Origin of the sequence: Bacillus sp. LNXM12-1 (assembly GCF_003004375.1) — a bacterium.
Taxonomy (GTDB): Bacteria; Bacillota; Bacilli; order Bacillales; family Bacillaceae; genus Bacillus.
Map to the genome: position 1 here is coordinate 461,134 of NZ_PVWX01000002.1, position 23,866 is coordinate 484,999.

The 23,866-nt window shown below is 40.8% G+C and carries 17 protein-coding genes; 14 read left to right on the forward strand and 3 right to left on the reverse strand.

Translation table 11 applies throughout. The features are described from left to right. The first annotated feature begins 14 nt into the window (after positions 1–14). From C6Y07_RS09850 to C6Y07_RS09885, 8 genes are all read left to right on the forward strand, one after another. Entirely contained in the window at positions 15–1,016 is a 1,002-nt protein-coding gene (locus C6Y07_RS09850; RefSeq protein ID WP_066031649.1) for a sugar-binding protein, read from the forward strand. After that, positions 1,013–2,455, forward strand: a complete 1,443-nt coding sequence (locus tag C6Y07_RS09855) for a sensor histidine kinase (RefSeq protein WP_106156632.1) — start codon at positions 1,013–1,015, stop codon at positions 2,453–2,455. The genes C6Y07_RS09850 and C6Y07_RS09855 overlap by 4 nt, the downstream gene beginning before the upstream one ends. Continuing rightward, entirely contained in the window at positions 2,449–3,867 is a 1,419-nt protein-coding gene (locus C6Y07_RS09860; protein WP_106156634.1) for a response regulator, read from the forward strand. The genes C6Y07_RS09855 and C6Y07_RS09860 overlap by 7 nt, the downstream gene beginning before the upstream one ends. A 101-nt stretch (positions 3,868–3,968) precedes the next feature. Next, a complete protein-coding gene (locus C6Y07_RS09865; protein WP_066031652.1) occupies positions 3,969–5,234 on the forward strand; it encodes an ABC transporter substrate-binding protein in 1,266 nt (421 codons plus the stop codon). A 52-nt stretch (positions 5,235–5,286) separates the two neighbouring features. Next, positions 5,287–6,258: a carbohydrate ABC transporter permease gene (locus tag C6Y07_RS09870; protein WP_181185425.1), complete on the forward strand. Its 972-nt coding sequence runs from the start codon at positions 5,287–5,289 to the stop codon at positions 6,256–6,258. Further along, positions 6,255–7,076, forward strand: coding sequence for a carbohydrate ABC transporter permease (locus C6Y07_RS09875; RefSeq protein WP_050944374.1), 822 nt, complete (start codon positions 6,255–6,257; stop codon positions 7,074–7,076). The genes C6Y07_RS09870 and C6Y07_RS09875 overlap by 4 nt, the downstream gene beginning before the upstream one ends. Positions 7,077–7,222: 146 nt before the next feature. Next, a complete protein-coding gene (gene manA, locus C6Y07_RS09880; RefSeq protein WP_066031653.1) occupies positions 7,223–8,173 on the forward strand; it encodes a mannose-6-phosphate isomerase, class I in 951 nt (316 codons plus the stop codon). A 125-nt stretch (positions 8,174–8,298) separates the two neighbouring features. Beyond that, the gene (locus C6Y07_RS09885) at positions 8,299–10,929 is read left to right on the forward strand and encodes a glucosaminidase domain-containing protein (RefSeq protein ID WP_106156636.1); all 2,631 of its coding nucleotides are present in this window, start codon (positions 8,299–8,301) and stop codon (positions 10,927–10,929) included. A gap of 17 nt (positions 10,930–10,946) precedes the next feature. Here C6Y07_RS09885 and C6Y07_RS09890 read toward each other — a convergent pair whose 3' ends face one another. After that, positions 10,947–12,134, reverse strand: coding sequence for a CDP-glycerol glycerophosphotransferase family protein (locus tag C6Y07_RS09890; RefSeq protein ID WP_106030575.1), 1,188 nt, complete (start codon positions 12,132–12,134; stop codon positions 10,947–10,949). An 11-nt stretch (positions 12,135–12,145) separates the two neighbouring features. Then, positions 12,146–12,916, reverse strand: a complete 771-nt coding sequence (locus C6Y07_RS09895) for a WecB/TagA/CpsF family glycosyltransferase (RefSeq protein WP_106156638.1) — start codon at positions 12,914–12,916, stop codon at positions 12,146–12,148. A 371-nt stretch (positions 12,917–13,287) separates the two neighbouring features. Here C6Y07_RS09895 and tagD point away from each other — a divergent pair, with 371 nt between their 5' ends. From tagD to tagH, 6 genes are all read left to right on the forward strand, one after another. Then, positions 13,288–13,677, forward strand: a complete 390-nt coding sequence (gene tagD, locus C6Y07_RS09900) for a glycerol-3-phosphate cytidylyltransferase (protein ID WP_008343212.1) — start codon at positions 13,288–13,290, stop codon at positions 13,675–13,677. Positions 13,678–13,774: 97 nt separating this feature from the next. Next, the gene (locus C6Y07_RS09905) at positions 13,775–15,241 is read left to right on the forward strand and encodes an alpha-glucosyltransferase N-terminal domain-containing protein (protein WP_106156640.1); all 1,467 of its coding nucleotides are present in this window, start codon (positions 13,775–13,777) and stop codon (positions 15,239–15,241) included. A 48-nt stretch (positions 15,242–15,289) separates the two neighbouring features. Further along, complete coding sequence (locus C6Y07_RS09910; RefSeq protein WP_106030573.1) at positions 15,290–17,551, forward strand: CDP-glycerol glycerophosphotransferase family protein; 2,262 nt, start codon at positions 15,290–15,292, stop codon at positions 17,549–17,551. A gap of 182 nt (positions 17,552–17,733) precedes the next feature. Continuing rightward, positions 17,734–20,100 carry a CDP-glycerol glycerophosphotransferase family protein gene (locus tag C6Y07_RS09915; RefSeq protein ID WP_106156642.1) on the forward strand — a complete coding sequence of 789 codons (2,367 nt, stop codon included), beginning with the start codon at positions 17,734–17,736 and terminating at the stop codon, positions 20,098–20,100. Between the two features lie 172 nt (positions 20,101–20,272). Continuing rightward, on the forward strand, positions 20,273–21,100 hold the full coding sequence (locus C6Y07_RS09920; protein WP_060597419.1) for an ABC transporter permease: 828 nt from the start codon (positions 20,273–20,275) through the stop codon (positions 21,098–21,100). 19 nt (positions 21,101–21,119) lie between these two features. Next, positions 21,120–22,724 (forward strand): teichoic acids export ABC transporter ATP-binding subunit TagH, encoded by a 1,605-nt coding sequence (tagH, locus tag C6Y07_RS09925; RefSeq protein WP_106156644.1) that lies wholly within the window; start codon positions 21,120–21,122, stop codon positions 22,722–22,724. A gap of 26 nt (positions 22,725–22,750) precedes the next feature. Here the strand turns inward: tagH and galU are convergent, their stop codons facing one another. Next, entirely contained in the window at positions 22,751–23,632 is an 882-nt protein-coding gene (gene galU / locus C6Y07_RS09930) for a UTP--glucose-1-phosphate uridylyltransferase GalU (protein ID WP_034660174.1), read from the reverse strand. Positions 23,633–23,866: the final 234 nt, after the last annotated feature.

Consider the following 23,866-nt stretch of genomic DNA (forward strand, 5'->3'; position numbering starts at 1 on the left):
AGGGGGAGGATGTGGTGAAAAGATTAAAGTGGATCGGGATAGGTGCCTTTCTCACTTTTTGTGTCGTATCTGTCATTTTTTTAACATTATTAGGTCAAGATTTATTTAAAATTGAAAGCGCTTCCGAAAAAGCGTCATCAACCTATCAATATCACTTTGTCCTTGTACCGGAGGAACTTGATAATGAATATTGGCAGCTGGTACAAAGGGGAGCTGCTGATGCGGCAGCCGTTCATCACGTGTATCTAGAATATTTGGGTCCGAAGCAAGCAGATATAGACGATCATCTGAAAACCATTGATATGGCGATCGCAGGGCATGTCGATGGCATTATGACACAGGGACTTGATGCGAAAAAATACAAACCGCTTTTTCAGAAGGCGAGGGAAAAAGGCATTGATGTTGTCACCGTCGATACGGATGCAGAGGGGAGCAAGCGTCAAGTGTATGTAGGCACGGACAATTATTATTCAGGCTTTATCGCAGGACAGGCACTCATCGCAGATACAAAAGGCGAACAGTATGTAGGAATTGTCACAGGCAGGCTTGATGCCGTTCATCAAAAGCAGCGTGTCAAAGGATTTAGAGATGCCGTCGCCGCTGAAAAACGTATTCATATTGCTGGAATAGAAGAATCAGCCATTACGAAGTCAGGGGCCTCCGGTGCCGCGTATAAACTATTAAACGATCATGCGAAGCTCACCGCATTTTACGGCACGAGTGCATTAGATGGTGCAGGCATCATTCAAGCAACAGCACAATATCGATCGCCCACAGATTTTTATGTGCTCGCATTTGACACATTGCCAGATACGATTCAGGCGCTCGATGATGGAAAGATTGATGCAGTGGTTGTTCAGCATCCTTATGAAATGGGCTATCAAGCAGTGGAATCGCTTGTGCGTTTGCAGAAAGGTGAAAAAGAAGAACCACTCCAGTACACAGGAACGAGTGTGATTCGGCGCGAGGATCTGCCTCTGCAGCAAACAGACAGAAAGCAGGGTGTGCAGCCATGAGAAGGATTCGAAGTAAGCTGTTATTGGCATTTTTAATCCTTGTGCTCCTTGGCAACGTGGCCGCTTTTTTCGTCTATTGGAGCAGCTCGAATATCACATCAGAATATAGCAGAAGCTTTCGTTCTTTTCTCCTGCTCAATGATATATCGACAGAGGCAAAAACGATGTATGAAAAGGTCAATGCGTATGCGATTGAAAAGGATCGGCAGTTTGCCAAAGAATATCTGGCCTCAAAACAGAAAATGAAATCCTATGATCAGGCATTGCGAAAGGATGCCGGGCTTCATGCGGCGATTCCTTCTATTGAAAAATACCAATATATGATGCGGACGCTCATCAATGAAAGTGATGCGACCATGACACATGTAAAAGAAGGGAAAATCAAAGAATATGCAGCAAGTGTAAAGGAGGTGAGAACCGTCTCCTCCTACATACAAGAGCAAACGATGACCCTGCTTGATGATGAATTGTCTGAGTATCAAGTACTCTATCAATCTCTGCAAAAAAGACACCAAACCTATGCACTCTTTACCTTATGTTTGTTTACGCTATCCATTGGGGTCGCATTATGGATGGCGTATATGATTGCTGGAGGGATATCAAGGCCGATCGTCCATCTGTCTCGAAGCGTAAAGGAAGTATCAGAAGGGAATTTTGATGGAGCGGACTTGCATGTCACCTCAAAGGATGAAATTTCTGTATTAAATGAGGCCTTTCAGCGAATGCGTCAAGAGATGAAAATGATGATTGAAGAGATGAAACAAAAGGCAGCCTTAAATCAAAAAATCAAAGACATGAAGCTGAAAACGCTGCAAAACCAAATGAATCCACATTTTTTATTTAATACATTAAACATCGTCTCACGCATGGCTTACTTAGAATCAGCGGATGCCACATCGAGGTTGATCCAATCCGTTTCCACGTTGATGCGGTATTCGCTGTCAGCTCTCAGTGCATCTGTTACGTTGGAGCAAGAAGTAAAAGTGGTCAAAGAATATTTTCATATACAAGAAACAAGATTTGCCGATCGTATTACATGCAAAACGACCATAGATGAATCATGTTTATCTGTACATATCCCAAGTCTCACCTTACAGCCGCTTGTCGAAAATGCCTTTATTCATGGCGTTGAACCAAAGGAGGAAGACGGGCTTGTCGAACTCTCGATCTATCAAGAAGGCGGCTATGTGATGATTCGGATTCGGGACAATGGGATGGGGATCAATGAACAAGAGATAAGGAGATTGCTATCAGAAAAAGAAGAGGAAAGTCCAAACACCTTGAGTAAAGGGCACTCGACAGGGATCGGTCTTCGAAATGTGATGTCAAGGCTGCATTTGTTTTACGGGGTAAAAGATGCCCTACAAATTGATTCAAAGCCAAACGAAGGCACCACCATTCAATTGGCTATTCCGATGAAGGAGGGACCGGCATGCTGAACGTGCTGATTGTGGATGATGAAAAAATAGAACGACTAGCGATGCGGAAATTCATGACCGATTGGCTTCCAGAGTGTCATATAGCAGGAGAAGCTGAAAATGGAAAGAAGGCGGTTGAATTCGTGCGAACTGAGCCCGTTCATCTTGTGCTCATGGATATTCAGATGCCTGGAATGGACGGATTGACAGCGATCAAGCAGATCAAAGCGAGCAGTCCTCATACAAAATTTATTATGCTGACAGCGTACGATACGTTCGATTATGCCAAGCAAGCGATGCAGGAAGGGGTGAAGCAATATCTCGTTAAACCGGCTGACAAAGATGAAACCATCGCCGCCATTCGAACGGTTGCGGCAGAGATTCAGCAGGAGGCGTCTCAGCGGCAGGCGGTGGCGGCTGGTCAGCAGTCAAAGTGGCTCGAAGCTCATGTCATAAATGGTCAGTCCTATACCTCCACGGAGTTTCAACAAATGTTTCACGAATATGAAGCAGGTCTTGTCATCGCTGTTCAGCGGACAATCGGGGATCAACTGTTGATTGATTTACAGACATCTCCCCTTTTTCATACGGTACCGATTCAGGTGAGTGGTGAGCTGTTTACATGTCTCATTTATCGCCACCAAGCGCCTGGTCAGTTAAAGGCAGATGTCCTACATGCGATTCGAACTGCCACAACAATCGATCAGCCTTCACCTGTCGTTGGCATGGGACACCCGGTCTCAAACCCGCTTTATCTTCAGAAAAGTGCAGCAGAGGCGAAGCTTTCCTATTATCAGCGAAAAAAGAGTCCCGGCGTTGTTCGTTATGGTTTTTACCAAACAGAAGAACAGTCCCATCCATTGATCCATCTGCCGGAGCTTGCAGACGATATGATGCAGGCAATGGAAGAAGGGAGAAGAGAGGATGCGCTGGCTTTATTCGATGCATTTGAACTGGAGGGAGCGACCATTTCACAACTAAAAGAGCTGCTGATTTTATTTAAATCACGGCTCCGAACAGACTGGCCAATATTAACGATCAGCACCGCAGCTGAATGCCGTGAGTGCTGTGAACACTTATTTGACGTGTACGAAGCGAGAACCCAGACCGTGAATGACATTGAGCGGGCAAAACGCTACATCAAAACGCATTTTTGTGAACAGATCACGCTTGAGCAGACTGCCGCCTATGTTGATTTAAGTCCAACCTATTTCACAAAGCGCTTTAAAGACGAGACAGGGCTGACATTTAAAGAGTATGTGACAACCTGCCGGCTGGATAAAATCAAAAAGCTTCTCAAAGACAGCTCGCTTAGTTTAAAAGAAATTACCTATCAGGCAGGATATACAGACCCCAATTACGTCAGCCGTGTGTTTAAGAAGATGGTCGGCTGTTCACCGAAGGAATATCGAAAACAGACCGTAAAAAAGTGAAGAATTTCATAAAAAAGTGAAGAAGTTTGCTGAAAAAAAGCGAGGATCTGCCATTATACTTATTTTGATAACGCTTACAAAATGGGGATGGGGGATCAATCATGAAGTTCAAATTAGGTTTTACGCTGTTAGCGCTCTGTATGCTTATCGTCACTGCCTGTAGTTCATCGACCAACTCAGATGCAAAAAAAGAGGGCGGAGCAGAGAAACTAGACATTTTCTCTTGGTGGACTGGAGCAGGTGAGGAGGACGGACTGAAAGCACTCATTCAATTGTTTGAAGAGAAAAATAAAGACATCCCAATCGAAAATGCAGCTGTCGCAGGTGGTGCTGGTACAAATGCAAAGGCTGTTTTGACTAGCCGGATGCAAGGGAATGACCCGCCAGCTACGTTCCAAGTACATGGCGGAGCGGAGCTGAATGAGAGCTGGGTCGCAGCAGGCAAAATGGAGCCGCTGGATGATCTATATGAAAAAGAAGGCTGGAAGGACAAATTTCCGGAATCACTCATCGACCTTGTCAGCAAAGATGGGAAAATCTATTCAGTACCAGTGAATATTCACCGAGGCAATGTGCTTTGGTATAACAAGAAGGTATTTGATGATGCAGGCTTAGAGCCGCCAACGACCTTTGATGAATTTTTCAAAACAGCAGATGCCTTAAAGAAAAAAGGCATTACACCGCTTGCACTTGGTGATAAAGAGCCTTGGGCAGCGACGCATTTGTTTGAGAGTGTGCTGCTCGGCGTTTTAGGCGCTGACGGATATCAAAAACTTTGGGCTGGCGACATGAAAATGGATGACGCAAAAGTGAAGGAAGCGGCAGACATCTTTGGGCGTATGCTCGAATACGTCAATGATGATCACAGCTCCCGTAACTGGCAGGATGCCTCGCAGCTCGTGGCAAAAGGGGAAGCAGCAATGAATGTCATGGGCGACTGGGCAAAGGGGTACTTTGTGAATGATCTCGATCTGAAGGTGAATCAAGACTTTGGATACGCGGCGACTCCTGGAACCGAGGGAAGCTTTATGGTGATCACCGATACATTCGGACTGCCAAAGGGCGTGAAACAGCCAGAAAACGTGAAGAAATTCTTATCTGTTTTAGGATCTGTGGAAGGACAGGATGCATTTAATCCGCTAAAGGGATCGATTCCGGCACGTGTGGATGCAGATGTTTCTAAATATGATGAATACGGAAAATCGGCGATGAAGGCATTTAAAGAATCAAAGCTGGCGCCGTCTCTCGCACATGGTTCAGCTGCTGAAGAAGGGTTTGTGACAAAAGCGAATCAAGCCGTGAATATCTTCGTCACGCAAAAAGACAGCAGCCAGTTTGTTTCATCTTTAAAAGATGCAATGAAATAAAGACGAGGAGGCGGCTAAGCACCGCCTCTTTTTTGAAAAGGAGTGTAGCTTCATGCGCATGGACACATCGCCGATCACAAAAGCAGCAACACCTAAAGTCAAACGTGTTCGGAAAAAATGGAATGGGGATCAGCTGCTTGCGCTGCTATTTTTAACCCCGTCGGCTGTTTTATTATTCATCTTTGTTTACGGCTTTATTGGCTGGACAGGGTATGTGTCATTATCAAACTGGACCTCGCTTGTTCCGAATTTCTCTTTTGCAGGTCTTCAAAATTATATCATGCTGTTTCAAGATTTCCGCTTTCAGTCAGATCTTCGAAATACGGTCTTTTTTACTCTATTTTTTATTGGAGCCGTCATTGCCTCTGGACTCGCACTTGCGATTTTACTAGATCAGAAGATCAAGGGTGAATCTCTATTTCGGAATTTATTTTTCTTTCCGATGGCCCTTTCCTTCGTTGTGACAGGGGTCGTCTGGCAATGGATTTTAAACCCGTCAACTGGGGTGAATCTGTTTTTAAAAACGCTTGGTATCCAGCCTAAGTGGTACACGGATACGAACATTTTAGCCGGATTTGTCTGGGGGAAAATTGAGTTTGGTGTCCCTGCGGCAATGATTGCAGTCGTGATTGCAGCGGTTTGGCAGATGACTGGATTTTCTCTAGCGATGTATTTGGCGGGTTTGAGAGGAATTCCAGAGGAAGTAAGAGAGGCTGCTAGAATGGATGGCGCAACCGAATGGCAGATTTACCGGAAGATTATTTTTCCTCTATTGAAACCGATTACTGCAAGTGTCATTATCATCATGGCTCATATTTCATTAAAGATTTTCGATTTGATTTACTCGATGACAGGACCGGGTGCAAACTTTGTCACAGATGTTCCGGGCGTTTACATGTTTGAAATGACCTTTAGAGGAAACCATTATGCAGGCGGTGCCGCCATTGCGATTGTTATGCTGATCTCTGTTGCTGTCTTTATCGTGCCGTATCTCCTGTCGAGCCGGAAGGGGGCGTCATCATGACAGCCAGATGGTTTGTCCGTCCAGTCCTTTATGCTTTATTGATTTTGTGCAGTCTTTTTTTTCTGATGCCAGTCTATGTCATGCTCGTCACAAGCTTGAAGCCATTAGGTGAAGTGACCCTTGAGAAAATGTGGGCGCTGCCATCAACACTCGATTTTTCAAGCTATCAAATCGCATTTGAAAAGCTAGCGCCCAATTTAATGAATTCACTTTATCTTGTCATTCCGGCTACCTTATTGTCAGCTGTACTAGGAGCGATGAATGGCTATGTCCTATCAAAATGGCGTTTCAAAGGGTCAGAAGTGGTCTTTACGCTGATGCTGTTTGGGATGTTTATTCCATATCAAAGTATCCTCATACCACTCATTCAATTTTTGCGTGAAGTCGGATTGTATAATTCGATTCCAGGTCTGGTGCTTGTCCATGTCGTATATGGACTCCCGATCACAACGCTCATGTTCCGAAACTTCTATGTGAGCATCCCTGATGAAATGATTGAATCGGCAAAAATGGATGGCGCAGGGTTTATCGGGATTTTCAGACATATGATTCTTCCGCTTTCGATCACAGGGTTTGTTGTGGTCGCCATTTGGCAGTTCACAAATGTGTGGAATGAGTTCTTATTTGCAGTCACGATGACCACTGCGGAGCATCAGCCGGTGATGGTCGCCTTGCAAAATCTATCAGGCAGTCAAATTGTGCAATGGAACGTCCAAATGGCAGGGGCGATATTGGCCGCACTGCCGACACTTTTGGTCTATATTCTGCTCGGAAAATACTTTGTCAAAGGGCTTCTCGCAGGCTCTGTCAAAGGATGAAATATTTTTGTGTTATCGTTTTCATTTGGTGTACTGAAAGGATTGACTTCTCTTTAGATAGCGTCATAATAAAAGTTGAGACTTGCTAGTTTTCATCAAGCTTGGCAAGGATTATCAAAGGGTAGCAAAGGGAGGAGTCATCCTGAATGAAGCAGTCACCAATATTTTTACTGCCTGAATTGAAGGAGAGAATATGGGGAGGTACAGCCTTAAGGGATCAATTTGGCTATGATATTCCTTCTGATCAAACGGGAGAATGCTGGGCAATTTCTGCTCATCCAAACGGACCAAGTGTCGTGCAAGACGGTCCATATAAAGGGAAAACGCTGATCGAACTATGGGACAATCACAGAGAATTGTTCGGGGGAATAGAAGGCGATCGATTCCCGCTGTTAACCAAAATTTTAGATGCAAACCAAGACTTGTCCGTTCAAGTTCATCCGGATGATGATTATGCGGAAAGACATGAAAATGGAGAGCTTGGAAAAACAGAGTGCTGGTATATCATTGACTGCAAAGAAGGAGCAGAAATGATCTATGGGCACAATGCAAGAACAAGAACTGAGCTTGTGACCATGATGAACAGTGGAGATTGGGAAGGTCTTTTGCGTCGTGTGAAGATTAAGCCTGGTGATTTTTATTATGTGCCAAGCGGAACCATTCATGCGCTGTGCGAAGGAACGCTTGTCCTTGAAACGCAGCAAAGCTCAGACACAACCTATCGGGTATATGATTATGAACGAAAAGATCAGGATGGCAATGAACGTGAACTTCATTTTGTGCAAGCCATTGATGTCACAACGGTTCCTCATGTAGACGGTTATACAGATGAATCAGTTGAAACACGCCGTGGGCTGACCATTCGAACTTTTGTTGAAGCAGAGTATTTCTCTGTGTATAAATGGGAAATTGATCAAACAGTAGAGCTTTCGCAAGATTATCCGTTTTTGCTGTGCAGTGTAATTCATGGAGAAGGGTCTTTAACGCATGATGGACATACATATCCACTGCCTAAAGGAGCTCATTTTATCCTGCCGGCTGAAACAGGGAGCTTCTCAATTGAAGGAACTTGTGAACTGATTGTGTCGCATATATAAAGGAAAAGAGGACTTCGAAGGGGTCCTCTATTTTTCTATTGCATAAATGACTTGAAAGAGTACTTGTTTTTGTCGATAAAGAGATTAGTAGACTATTATGCAAAGTTAAGAGAGGGACAGGGAACGTGAAAAAAACCATCAAGATTATGTTACTCGCAGCTGCCTTTGGTATGACAGTACAGACGGGCAAAGAAGCGCAAGCAGCCTCCTATGTCGATCAATCCATTTATACGATGAACACCTCAAAGGTATTTACAACAGAATCAGAAGTGAAAAAAGCAGTGGAAACATTGAAGAAGGACAAAAAGTGGACAGCCACTTATCAAACCTCAGGAAACACGTCGACCTATCAGCTCACTGCCTCAGGATATGAGTCGCAAACAGCAGCGAGTGCAAGTGCAGCTGCATTAAAAAAAGAGACGGGCATGAGCGGTACGGTGTCTCCAGTAGGTGACCGCCTGCCTTTACAAAAGGTCATATCTGACCCAGTCAATGATGAAGCTCAGGCAAAAAAGCTCTCGCTCGAGCTAACGAAAACATCAGGGCTCAATAGCACCTATGAAGTCATCAATCAAAGCAGACCTTCTTATCAGGTCATATCAGGAACCATTGATTCTGAAACGAAAGTCAAAAATATTCAAACCGAATTACAAAAGCAGGCCGGTGTCACCAGTACATACCAAACTGAAAACAAAGCTGGCGCTGTGTATCAGCTGATTTCAGGCGGTATCGTTGGGCAAAGTAAGGCGAATACCATCCTGCAAGGCTTTCAAAAGGAGTCTGGTTTAAAAGCAGTGCTTCAAACGGTGACAGCAGGCAAGCCATATTACATCGTCACATCAGCTGCACAAGCCAGCCAGTCAAAAGCACAGACGCTCCTTACCCAGCTGCAAAGAGAAGCAAAGATCAGCGGGAAGATTCAAAAGACAGGCGCTTTAAAAAATGTTTATCGCTTGGAATCAGGCTATTTCAAAGACAACAAACAAGCAACCTCAGCTGCGGGTCAGATCAAGAAACAAACCGGCGCTGCAGGGACTGTGCAGCGAGTGGGAAAAACAAAAAATTATATCGTGAAACTCAATCAACTGAACGATACAGCATACGGAAAAACGGTAGCCTTTTTCAAGAAAAAGAAATGGCGCTACACATCCAAAAAGATCTCTTCTACACAGCCATATCAAGTAGTGACTGGAAACCTATTAGGAGATGATCAAGCGAAAAAAGCAGCGGCTTTCTTCCAAAAGAAAAAGGTATCTGCGACAACGAAAAAAACAGGTAAGGTATCTGACAGCACGTATCGACTTGTCGTCAATCAATCAGCGGAGCAAGCCAAAATAAATAAAGGTGCCGCATATTTAAAAACGCAGAAGGTGACAAGCAGCATCACAACAGGTAAGGGACAAGCTGTCAGCAAAACGTATAGTCTCAAGACAACACCTGTATATGAGCAAAGTAAAGTCAAACAGGCTCAAGAGATTATCAAGAAAAATGGCGTTGCCAGCAGTACAAAAACGCTGACAGAAGCGGTTAAGCAATACCGGATCACGACAGAGCCGACGGTGAATCAGACAAAACTGAATCAAGCGTTAAGCTATTTAACGAAACAAAAAATGAAAGCAGCTGCTCAAAAAACAGGTACAACTGATTATGGTCAATATCAGATTAAAACCGGTGTCATTTCCACAGCTGCATTGCGCGACCAAGGCCTGGCTTTTTTCAAAAAACGGAATGAACCAGCTGCTTATAAAACAACAACGAAACCAACCTACAAAATCAACATTACGCAGCAATTCACAGGATTACCAACTGTAAATGCGGCGATTGCTTTTGTGAAAAGCCAATATGGCTGGACAGCCACAGCCGTAAAAATCAAAAATGGCCCAATGGTCATGCAAACGAACTACAACCTCACTGTCAATGAGATGGTGAACAAGCAAATGAAGGTGTCACCACAGACAGACGGTGCAGCCTATGTCTATGCAGCATATGTAGACCCGGCGACGTCAACTGTGAATACAGACGGCTTAAATGTTCGTTCTACACCTGATTCGAGCTCTGCAAGCAACATCGTGGCGCAGCTGAACAAAGGAACAAAAGTAAGACAGCTTGGGAAAGAAGGAAACTGGATCAAGATCAGCTTGGGCTGGAGAAATGCAAGTTCAGCAGAGGTGCAAAAATATGTAGACCCAGCCAATATTGCTGAGGGCACTCAATCTTATTTTCAATTTCTGAAACTCTCTGAAGCTGCGAATCTCAATCCGGCAGAAGTCAATTCCAAAATTCTAGCAGGTAAAGGGATTCTTGCAGGTAAAGGACAAGCCTTTATTACGGCAGCGAAAACGTATCATATCAACGAAATTTATCTCATTTCTCATGCGTTGCTTGAAACGGGTAACGGAAGTTCGATTTTAGCGAATGGTACGATGTTTAATGGGAAGAAAGTATATAACATGTATGGCATTGGCGCATACGACAGCAATCCGAATTACCTCGGTGCAAAGTATGCGTATGAACAACAATGGTTCACGCCAGAGGCAGCGATTATTGGCGGGGCAAAATTCATTGGAAACAGCTATATCAATCACGCCACATACAAACAAGATACGATTTATAAAATGCGCTGGTCTAGTGCAGCGACTCATCAATATGCAACAGATATTGGCTGGGCTTATAAGCAAGTCACTCGTATGTATAGCTTGTATAACTTACTTGATAACTATACGCTGTATTACGACATCCCGGTTTATAACAAATAAAAAAACGTCCGTGCTTCCTAATGAGAAGCCGGACGTTTTTTGTGTAAGAGCTGCTGTTCAATAAATGATAGGAGCTGCTGACTAGACTCGCCCTTTGAATATTGGTTCCATTCCTCAGCGAAGGTTTTGATTCGTTCTCTGTGATCTGATTCGTTTAGATGAAGCAGCTCCTTCAAGAGCATGTCTTGAGTGACGCAAGCCTTTCCAGGAATGATGTCCTCATACCGATCGACTAAGCCGCGTTTCGCTCGATAAGTGTCTAAGTCATAAGTGAAGAACAAAACAGGCTTTTCAAGCAGCGCATATTCAAACACAATCGACGAATAATCTGTCATGAGTACATCGCAAGTACAAAGCAATGGATAGAGCGGCTGATCGGACACATCAAATATCCATTCACCGTCTGTTTCCGCCTTTGCTAAATGTTTGACCGCAGGATGAAGCTTGACGAGCAGAATATAGTCTCCATTTAGCTCTGTTTGCAATTGCTCTTTTGAAAAAGGCAGGACAAGATCGTCCATTGCAAAGTCTCGATAGGTCGGTGCATAAAGCAGGATCTTTTTCCCTTTAGGAAAATCATTCGGCTTCAAGGAAGGCAGGCACTGGTCAAAGTACACATCCGTCATCGGTACACCTGTTGGTAAAAAACGTTCATCATTGACCCCAAACGAAGACTTGAAAATCTCGCGCATGTGATCTGAGCCTGTAACGATATAATCGAAAGACGCATAGACTCGTTTAAAGCGTTTGATATCACGTGGACTTCGTTCCGAATTTGATGCATCTTCAAGACCGAATTTTTTCAACGCCCCATTGGCATGCCATACTTGAATACAGGTGGTAGAAGGCCGTTTTCTGAGTACACTTGTCATGAGAAAGTAATTATCTGTCACGACAACCTTGCTTTTAAACATCGTATAAATACATTGAATGAGATGGAGAGGATTTTTTTCATGAAAATAGCGAAATGACAGATGAGACCCGTCCTTTTCTATCGCAGAAGCATGCTTCGTATAGAGGACTGTAAGCTTCATCGTCATGTTCGCCTGTTGTTGATAAGTATCAATGAGAGCAGCTGCATTCTCTTGAAATGAAACAAGCAGCGTCACCTGGTTTTCACGCGGTTTCACGCCGCTCATCAGCCATCCAATTAAAGAAACGAAAGCTGCATAGCATGAAATGATCATTGAGCGTATATTCATCATTGGTCAGTCTCTCACAGCTGCTTCGTCTGATCCTTTACTTGCTCAGGATAGTAACGTTTTTTTCCTTTGTTTTCTTTCAATACGGCAAAAGCGTATTTAGGAATGTTCAGCATTCGTTTCCATCTCCATGGATTCACAACAAGTCTGTACAGCCATTCTGTATTTGTTTTAATCATCCATCGTGGTGCACGCTTCACCGTTCCGCTAAATACATCAAAGCTTCCGCCTAAACCGATGCAAACAGCCTGCGGGAATAAATGACGGTATTCATAAATAAAGTTCTCCTGATTTGGATAACCTAAAGCAACGAACACCATATCTGCTTTCGAGCGGGCGATTTGCTTCGCTACGAAACGTTTATCGGCTTGATAGCCGTCACAGCTGCCCGCGATGACCACATTTGGATATTCCGTATCAATTCGCTGTTTAACAGCCTCAAGCACTTCTTTTTTCGCCCCATATAAAAAGATACTTTTAGACTGCTTGTTTGCTAGATCAAGCATAGACATGAAGACATCAAAGCCAGCAATTCTTGACTTCAGCGGACTTTGTGTCAAACGTGACATCAAGACGACGCCTACACCATCCGGCAGAACATAATCCGCAGAAGAGACGACTTGATGGTACGCACGATCCTTCATAACAGCATAGCCAATCTCTGGATTGACAGTCGCAATCATGGCGCCTCTTCTTTGAGAAATATGATGGTGATTCATATAGCTGATAAATTCATCTAGGTCGCCGTTTACATAAGAAAGGTTAGAGACCACTTCTGTTTGCATTGTTTAGACCTCCTTTTTCATCTTGTTATCTATGAACGTTCATTGTAAATTCATTCTTCGTCTACTCATCATTTTATCACAGATGCTCCATGAAATATTAACAATAACTTTACAAACCTTTAAATTTCATGACATTTTCATCAATTCATATGAAGGATGCTGCGAGAAACATTGATTCTTCGGACTTTCCCTTCTCCGCCCAATAAATTGGAAATAGTTTGTCTTTACATCTGCTTAACGTTTGATGGGCGCTGTGATATAATGAGGTTCCGAAGAGCGAAAAAATACGAACGATGATAATAGGATTACGGATAAACATTACTGCATGAAAGCAGTTGAATAAGGAATGAAGAAAGGAGTTCATGTTTGCAATGAAGAAAGTTATTACTTACGGTACATTTGATTTATTACACTGGGGGCACATTAAGCTGCTCGAACGTGCAAAGCAGCTTGGAGATTACTTAGTGGTGGCCATTTCGACAGATGAGTTTAACTTACAAAAATCAAAAAAGGCTTATCATAGCTACGAGCATCGAAAGCTGATTCTTGAAACGATTCGTTATGTAGACGAAGTCATTCCAGAAAACAGCTGGGATCAAAAAGTCCGTGACGTGCAGGAGCACGATATTGATGTGTTTGTCATGGGAGATGACTGGGAAGGTAAATTCGATTTCTTAAAAGAGCATTGCGAAGTCGTGTACTTGAAGAGAACAGAAGGCATCTCGACAACTCAAATTAAGGAAGAAATCGCTGGACTTTAATAGATCGAAAAAAAGTACTTCTTATCTTTTGGTGAGAAGTACTTTTTCATGTAAAATACAATGAGCAAGTTATCATTATTTTTAAGGAGAGCTTCCTTTGTTTCAAAATTGGATGAAGAAAAAAGTTGAACACACATTGGATCAACCTCAACAACATGAAACAATGACATCAGTTGACATGCCTGATATGGACTACTACTTTATCATGGGTGATGTACCAAAACAGGATGAGCGCTTAACGAAGTCTTTAAAAGCGAGATTAAAGCCATTGGCTGACAAACATAAACGTAATGCCATTTTAACTTTGAATTATGATGCAAATGTGAAAGAACATATTCATAGCATGGAGGAGACCTTTCTTCGCCAAGTTGACATCTTGAATGTATTTGAACACTATATTCTACCAGAAAGCGGAAGTAAAAGACGTTACTCGGAATTTATCATCGGTACATCATTTCATTCGATCAATGAAGCAGTCATGCCAGCAGATGAATCAATGATACAGGTGACGAGATATGAACTGCCTTCTTCCCCTATTTGTTATATTGATCAATATAATGAAGAGCAGCAATTAGTGAAGAGGGAAGAATACAATTGGCAGGGCGTTTTATGCAGAGTACAAAGCTTTGTTCCTCATACAGGTGCTCTATACTTGGAGGAACTAATCAATGACGATGGCGGCATTTATATGGAGATCATCTACTCAGGAGATGCAAAAAAGAATCCAGTTCGGCATATTAATTGGTATAAAAAAACAGGAATTCAAACTTTTACAAAGAAAACGGATATAAAGCAACTATGGTTATCCAGTATTCAAACACAAAATGACCGTTTGAAACTAATGATCACAGAAGACCGGGATCAGGACCGCCACCTGTTTAAAATTGATCAGCCTGAAACAACGTATTACGCTGCATTTGTACATGACGCACATTATGAAGAAGATCCACATCAACTCTATTCTCATTACGGAGAATTATTTAAACAAATAAGAAAACAGCAAGTGGATGCCATCTTCTTTGGAGATACTAAGCATAAGGTAGATGTTGAGAAGGTATTGGGAGAACAAACCTATTTTTATCTTGTACCTTCTGATGAAATGTCTCTTTGGAATACAGCACTTCATCATATGCTCGAAAATCGTGAGCGAAAAGATGAACTGAGAAGGATCGTGGAGCGTACGAAATGGGTTTTGCGTGATCTAAGCTCTGAACATCATGTTCTTCATCTTCATCTTGAGTTGAAGGACGAAATGAGCCATGCGGATCATGTGCAAATCGATTTCGCAGGATATGATCGAGGCAATGGAGCTGAAATCATATCTCAAACAATCGATGAAAACCATCAAGTCAGCTTTCCAATTGGTCATTTTCAAACAAAGAAAAACATTGAAACCAACCAAACAAAATACGTTGATTTTTACATTCGTTTTAAAACAGAAGAACTTCAAGAAGTTTTGCAGCGTCTAGAAGTAGAGGGAGAGCTGCTCACCAATAAACCATCGTCAATCGATGGGTGGTCGTATCAAACGAAACAAGGAAACTATTCTTGGAAAGTGAAATAACGTGACAACACAACGGTAAGATTTCTGAACAGAGGAGATTAACGATTAATGATTGAAGAGGGAATTCATAAGAAGAGTGTCGTTGAAGGGTTAAAAAATCATCATGAGAAACTAGAAATGCTTATTCGCATCGACGATGACATGCCATTAAAAGATAGAGAATTTTATTTGTTTATGAGGGAAAGGGTATCAAAACAAGAGCTTTTCCTTCCGCTTGTTCATCAGGAAGAGAATCTATTCAAGTTCGTATTGAGTGAATCATCGCTGCCGCTTGCATTAGAGCAGGGCCAGACATATAACCTGTATGTCACAGACTATCTAAGCGCAAACAAAGAAGAGGATGAAGACGAGCTTGAGGACTCAGCCTATGATTCTGATACAGAAGAAGAGGAAGACGAACTAAAAGAAACGGATAACGCCGAAGTAGAAGAGAAGACGCCATACTATAAACGCCGTTTAAAAATGGAAATAGACAAGCCAGAGCTGACTTTTTTAGAAAATAAAGATGCGATGCTGTATGTCATCCCGTATCGTACGGATAAAGGGAATGCATCGTTTAAAATCAAGCGTGAGCTAAAGGTTGTGAAATTCAATCATATCGAGCTCAACAAAGAATGTACGTTATCTTTAACTGGGTATGCAGGCGTTCTCAGTGCAGAGCATCCTTATGAGATCAAAGAAGTAAAGCTTCTATTGAAGAGAAATGGTGAAGAACCAATTGAACATCGTTTTCCGGTAAATATGACCCAAATAAAAGAAGAAGTGGTCAAATACCGTGATGATCAACAAGTACCACAGCTTTATCAATTTCTAGCAGAAGTTCCTTTAAAGGAATTGACATATTCGTTAAACAACCGCCTTGTATATCGCTTCTATCTTGAATTTATTTGTGATGTAGATGGAGTAGAGGAGACTTTAACGACCGCTTCTTTAGTGCTTGGAGATCGCTCGAACAAACTCAAAGGACTTGTTCAAATTCATAAACGAAACGATGTACCGATTCGATATGAGGTGTATCGAAAGAAAAAGAGACAAACGCTTGGCATTCGAATTAATGATTATACAATGAAAACACGAGCGAAGTACTACGTCAAAAGCAAGTGGAAGAAGTTCAAAAAGAAAATCGGTAAAATAAAAAAAGTCCGTAACCGCCTTGTGACAAGGACCTTCCAAACGACCTTTAAGATGGCGAGTAAGCTGTCTGTGAAAAAGAAAACGGTTGTTTTTGAAAGCTTTAATGGAAAACAATTCAGCTGTAATCCGCGTGGGATCTATGAGTATATGAAAGAAAATCATCCTGAATATACGTTGATCTGGAGTGTGAAAAAAGGGCATGAAGCACCGTTCAAGGAAAAGGACATCTACTATATCAACCGTCTATCATTGAAATGGATTTTTGCGATGGCAAGAGCCGAGTATTGGGTCGTCAACAGCCGTTTGCCGCTATGGATTCCAAAACCAGAGCATACAACATACTTGCAGACATGGCACGGTACGCCGTTAAAACGACTTGCGATGGATATGGACGAGGTGCATATGCCTGGAACAAACACGAAGAAATACAAAAAGAATTTCACGAAAGAAGCATCGAATTGGGACTATCTCATTTCTCCAAATGCTTACTCGACTGAAATCTTTACACGTGCATTCCAATTTCAAAAGACCATGATTGAGTCAGGATATCCGAGAAATGACTTCCTTCATAATCAAAACAATGAAGAAACGATGAGAGCACTCAAACAAAAAATGAACCTGCCGCTTGATAAAAAATTGATCTTATACGCACCGACATGGAGAGACGATCAATTTTATAAAAAAGGGCAGTACAAATTTGATTTAGACCTTGATCTGCATGAGCTAAGAGCAGCTATCGGAGACGAATATATCATCATTTTGCGTATGCACTATCTAGTCGCTGAAAACTTTGATTTAGGACCATATGAAGGTTTTGCCTATGACTTCTCTCATTACGAAGACATTAGAGACCTGTATATGATATCTGATCTGCTCATCACTGACTACTCATCTGTGTTCTTTGATTATGCAAACCTTAAACGTCCGATGCTGTTCTATGTACCAGACATCGAAACATATCGTGACAAGCTGAGAGGCTTCTACTTCGACTTTGAACAAGAAGCACCTGGACCTCTTGTAAAAGAGACAGCCAGCGTCATTGACTGGGTAAGAGAAACAGAACAGCCAACCTTTACACTACCGGCTTCATTCGCACCGTTTTATGAAAAATTCTGCTATCTAGAGAGCGGGGAGTCTTCGAAGCGTGTGGTGGAAGTAGTGTTTTCTGAAAAATAGTTTAAAAAGTACCGTTCTTCGCCTTTTGAACGGTACTTTTTTGTGTTTTTCATACCATTGTACACATATTTAAAAGTTATGGTAAAAATAAAAAAACATAGAAATTTAACATTAAACATGCTAAATTTAGATAAGATTATCCGGTAATGTAAATTTGCTGAAAATAATATAGAGGTGCTTCAATGTACAAACTTTATCATAATTTTTTAGAAATTCTTAATTTAGATGAAAACAAGTTAGTTTTATATATTGATAACATAGAGAAATTGTGCACTTATGAATTTAAAGAGCTAAATGTAAATGAATCAAAGTGGATTTGCGAAATTAATGTAAAGGATCAGATGATTTTTGAATCCACAATAGACAATTCTAATGAAATGATCTATCTCTATGCTAAGGATCATAACTTATATATTGTCAAAGAAAGCTCAGACATGATCCAGCCAGATCAAGTACTTCCCATTGAAATTAATAATCAATTTGATGATATCTATGTCAAGCAGTTAGGGTTAGATCGCTATGGCTTATACAGCGGCGAAGAGGAACTGTTATTATTTTCAGGGCTGCTGAATGTAGATGAGATCAATCGGAATTATAAAATAGATTTGCCCATTAAAAAGGTAGGTAGACGATTTGTGGATATCTCCTTTATTAAATACAGTGCTTTCCACTTTGTTATTACCTATGATTGTCAGAATAAGGAACTAAATGTAAGGAAAATTTTGTTTGATGTGATGCAGGAACATAAAGATATTGAAGTGACTGTGAATAATCGTAATCAAATCAAAATTTTAAATAAAGTGACGGATCAAAAGAAAATCGTCAACTTTAGACTCGTTCCTAGATATCAGCCGCTTAAAGTTTTTGGTAAAGATACCTTGGAGCAGTTCAAAGATGACAATATTCTCAATATCTTGGTGATTAATAAACAAAGATATTACATCTATGTCAGAACGAATGGCGTTTACTTAGTAAGAGGAAACCCATATCTCGTTACAAAACATACGTCGAGATTACGCATCTTTAGTTTGTTTAATAGTTTTTATGTTTATGGAAGATTGACGCATTATGCGTATAATTCAGATCAAAAATATGAATATCTTTACATTAGAAATTCTGAGCACCAGCTGGCGAAATTTATAAGACCATTTAGGAAGATTAAATTCCTGAAAAGATACGGTTTCTTTAAAATTTCGTTAAATGATCTTGATTTAGACAGCAGAATCCACAATAACTTGTTCGTAGGAAATGATCACCGAATTATCCATAGTTTAAGGTTGAAAAAAAAGGATAAAAAGGTCAAAACATATATCACGAAAAAGAATGGGGACAAGCTTCAAGTACTAAGAACAAATCTATTTGGGAATGTGACATCGACCATTATTCCTTATTCACAGGAATATTCTTTATTTAGTAAAGTGAAAATAAAAATAGCGAGTATCCTATCATCATTCTATAAAGACAAAAATTATGGTGTGAATTTGTTTTTTGAGAAAAAGAGTGATAAAGCAGATGAATCAGCTATTAGAGTGTATGACTACGTACAAGACAATTGTCAAACAGGCTCAAAAAATTACTTTATTCTTAATAAGAAATCAAGCGCATATCCAGCATTGAAAGCGAAATATGGAAAGGGTATCATACCGAAATATAGTCTCAGACATTATTTAAGTATCTTTAATGCCAGTTATTTTATATCAAGTGAATTATCTAACCATGTTCTGAATGATAGATTATATATTGATCATCTCAGAGAGAGAATCATGAGTGTTCCACTCGTCTTTTTACAGCATGGAATTATGTTTGCTAAACCGGTTGATAATCCAATGGCCTTTGGATTCCATAAAGACAAGAATCAATACAATATTTATAAATCGGTCATCAGCTCTGAATTAGAGGCCGGTGAATTTTATAAAATGAACTATGATCGTGAGGATTTGATTTTGACAGGGCTAGCAACCTTTGATCATGCCAAATTAGTAGACGGTGCAGATAAGATCGCCTTTATGCCAACTTACCGATATTGGGAAGAGGGTCTTATTTATACGAATAGAATTGAAGAAACATCTTACTATAAAGTTCTGATCAAAATCATCAAAAGCTTTGAAGAAGCAGGTCTTCTTGATCGTCTGTTAATTGTACCGCATAACAAATTTTCGCAGTACGTTTATCAAAACCTGCCTCAGTATAAACATCTTATTTCTGATAACCCATCGGAAGCGCTAAAAGTGTCAAAAGTGTTTATCACTGATTATTCTTCTGCTATTTATGATGCACAATATAGAGGTGCCTATCCTATTTTTTATTGGGAAGAAAAAGATTACTTGATTAGACAGTATAAGGCGATTCCTCCTGTAAACGATGAAAATGCACCAGGACCGATAGCATATAATACACAAGAGCTGATTCGGATTGTTAAACATGCGATCGATCGTCAGTATGTTGTGGAAGATGAATATAAAGAAAAATATCTGAAAATCAACAGCTTTAACGATAATCAGAATACGAAAAGAATTACGGATTTCTTAAAAGAACATCAAATTATCTAATATGTTAGGACCCCCTGAATCAACGATTGAAAGGATTCAGGGGTTTTTTGTCTTCTAGTTTGACGTGCATGACTTTTGTTATAAGGTGAAATGTGCATCGTTATCTGTTACAATTATGAGCGGTGCTTTTTAAAAAAGTAATCCCAAAAACTTATATCTAAGGAAGATTAGAATGAACGCAATGTTGACGATATTAAAGGAGCAAATTAGCTCATTTCCGCTGATTATGCGACTTGCTGTTTATGAAACAAAATCAAAATATCAGATGAATTATTTAGGTGTTTTATGGCAGTTTTTAAATCCATTGATTCAAATGCTGGCTTACTGGTTTGTTTTTGGTCTGGGAATTCGCGGAGGACAGCCAATTGTCATTGGAGGGATGGAAGTTCCATTTATCATTTGGATGCTTGCCGGATTAATCCCTTGGTTCTTCATTAGTCCGACGATACTTGATGGATCAAACAGTGTGTTTAAACGCATTAATATGGTATCGAAAATGAATTTCCCTATTAGTGCGCTGCCGTCTGTGGTGATTATGTCCAACTTGTTCAGCTACTTTGTCATGATGGGTGTCTATCTGATTGTGCTGATTTCCTATGGCATATATCCTGATGCGCACTGGCTGCAATATATATACTATCTTATTTGTATGATCGCGTTTATGTTTTCGTTTAGTTTGTTTAATTCCACGATTAGCGTACTCGTGAGAGACTATCAATTTCTTTTACAATCCGTGACACGTTTACTTTTCTTTTTGCTGCCAATTTTTTGGAATATCTCAGAGAAGCTCACTGGAGACAAAGCATGGATCGGGGATATATTAAGATTGAATCCTCTTTTCTACATTATTGATGGTTTTAGAAATAGCTTGTTAAAGGGAGAATGGTTCTTCCATGATGTGAAATATACGCTTTATTTTTGGCTGATCACGCTTCTTCTTTTAACAGTCGGTTCATTGCTTCATATGAAATTTAGGGATAAATTTGTCGATTTTCTTTAAAAAGTAAGGAGATTATACGATGAAACTAAAGGTTTCGTTTCGAAACGTATCCAAGCAATACGTCCTATATAAAAAGCAGTCAGATAAGATTAAAGGGCTGTTTTTTCCTAATAAAAATGAAAAAGGTTTCTTTGCTGTTCGTGATGTGTCCTTTGATGTATATGAAGGCGAGACGATTGGTTTTGTAGGGATCAACGGATCTGGAAAATCAACGATGTCTAACCTTCTAGCGAAAATCATTCCACCGACAAGTGGTGAAATTGATATGGACGGACAGCCTTCGTTAATTGCCATTGCGGCAGGGCTGAACAACCAATTAAGCGGGAAAGACAACATTCGCCTCAAGTGCTTAATGATGGGGCTGACGAATAAAGAGATAGACGAGCTGTATGAAAAAATCGTAGAGTTTGCGGATATCGGTGACTTTATTGATCAGCCTGTGAAGAGCTACTCAAGCGGAATGAAATCACGTCTTGGCTTCGCCATTTCAGCGCATATCGATCCAGATATCTTGATTATTGATGAAGCATTGTCTGTTGGTGACCAAACCTTCTATCAAAAATGCGTGGATCGAATCACAGAATTCAAAGAACAAGGGAAGACGATCTTTTTTGTCAGCCATTCCATTAGCCAAATTCAAAAAATCTGTGACCGAGTGGCTTGGATGCATTATGGTGAGCTTCGTATGTTTGATGATACGAAGAAGGTCGTGAAAGAGTATAAGGAGTTTGTTGAATGGTTTAACAAGCTTTCCAAAAAAGAAAAAAAAGAATATCAATTGAAACACAAAGAAGGGCGTAAAGGCGTACAAAAAAAGACAGAAAAGGTGTCTCGATATGATGAGAACGGAAAACGACGTTCATTTTTTGGACCAGCCTTTCAAGTGACGATAATAGCTGTTTTAACTATTTTACTTGCCTTATCGATGTTTTCGGATCGCCCGCTTCGTACACTGGCGACGTTTGGCGCCATCCCATCAGATAAGACAGAATCGCCTCAGTCAAAGAACCCGCTATCGAAAGGGGCGCCTGATATGAAAAAGGTGGATCGACAGGCAATTGTCACGGCAGATCCACTCACGGTGTACAAAGATCAAGCCATGAAAAAGAAGGCAGATGTCACTTTGCCATTTGGGCAAGAAGTACAAGCTGTCGCTGAAAATAAACAAACCGTTCAAATCAAAACAGCATCAGAGATGTATTTTGTCAAAGCTGATGGGCTTCAACATGCAGAAGAATTAAAGTCATTATCCATTGGACCAGGTCAGTTCAATTCCTATGTATCGCCCGCATCTGCAGGCTCGTATGAGTATTTACTTTCTTTCCTTGGAAAAGAAGAATCTGTGCTTAAGCAAAGAATGCAAACGCTGAGCTCGATCAAAAGTAATCAAGGCGGAATGATTGAACGATTGACCACAGAGAAAGCCGACTATGTCATTCAAAATGGTCAAGCGAATACGATGGTATTCCGTGAGATCATGTCAATCTCTCCTTCAACACTTGGACTGACAGAACAGAACGTTTGGCTGAATGAGAAACAAACGAAATTCGCAGTGAAGGGCGAAAACAACTTGTTTGTCATTGATAATGAACAGCATACACTGACGATTTCAGTGATCAAATAAAAAGCTGCCGATCCCGGCAGCTTTTTTTAATTCACTTCTTCTTTTTCGAGAAGCTGTTTCATAAATGGAATGAGTTTCTTTTTTAGATCCTCATCTTGAAGGGCGAACTCTAGAGTCGTCTCGATGAAGCCTTGCTTTTCACCGACATCGTATCGTTTTCCTTCGAAATCATAGGCGAATACGCGCTGAATGTCATTCAGCTTTTGTATGGCATCTGTCAGTTGAATTTCTCCGCCTGCACCAATTTCTTGCTGATCAAGGTACATAAAGATCTCTGGCGTGAAAATGTAGCGTCCTAAGATGGCTAAATTGGATGGTGCTGTACCTTGCGGCGGCTTTTCAACAAAGTTTTTCACTTGGTAGCGGCGTCCTTCTTGTGTAAGAGGATCAATGATCCCGTAGCGATGTGTATCGCTGTCTGCCACCTGCTGAACACCGATCACAGATGAAAGAGTCTTTTCGTATTCATCCATCAGCTGGCGAAGTCCGGGTGTTTCGGCTTGAACAATATCATCACCTAATAAAACGGCGAAAGGTTCATCACCGATAAAGTTGCGTGCGCACCAAACGGCGTGTCCAAGTCCTTTAGGTTCCTTTTGACGTATGTAATGAATGTCAGCAATGTTAGAGGATTTTCTCACCTTTTCTAAAAGCTCGCTCTTTCCTTTTTCCTCCAGGTTGCGCTCTAGCTCTGGTGCAAAATCAAAATGATCCTCAATGGCTCTTTTTCCTTTTCCAGTGACGATAATAATGTCTTCAATTCCTGATTCAACAGCTTCTTCAATAATATATTGAATGGTTGGTTTATCAACGATTGGCAGCATTTCTTTAGGCATAGCTTTTGTTGCAGGGAGGAAACGTGTCCCAAGACCTGCAGCTGGGATAATGGCTTTACGTACTTTTTTCAATGAACTTTGCACCTTCCTTACATAGATAACCGATTTAATCATTCAATGTTTGTTCTTGGTCGTCTGTTTAAAGTGTAACTTACAAATCATAGGAAAGACAAATGATTTCACTAAAATGAATTTTAGATAATTCATATTTTATATGTTAAATGTAAAGGAAAGAGAAATTTAACGTTAATTCAATGTAAATTTCTTTTTTTATATCATTAAATTTATCCTCCAAATTGTGTATAA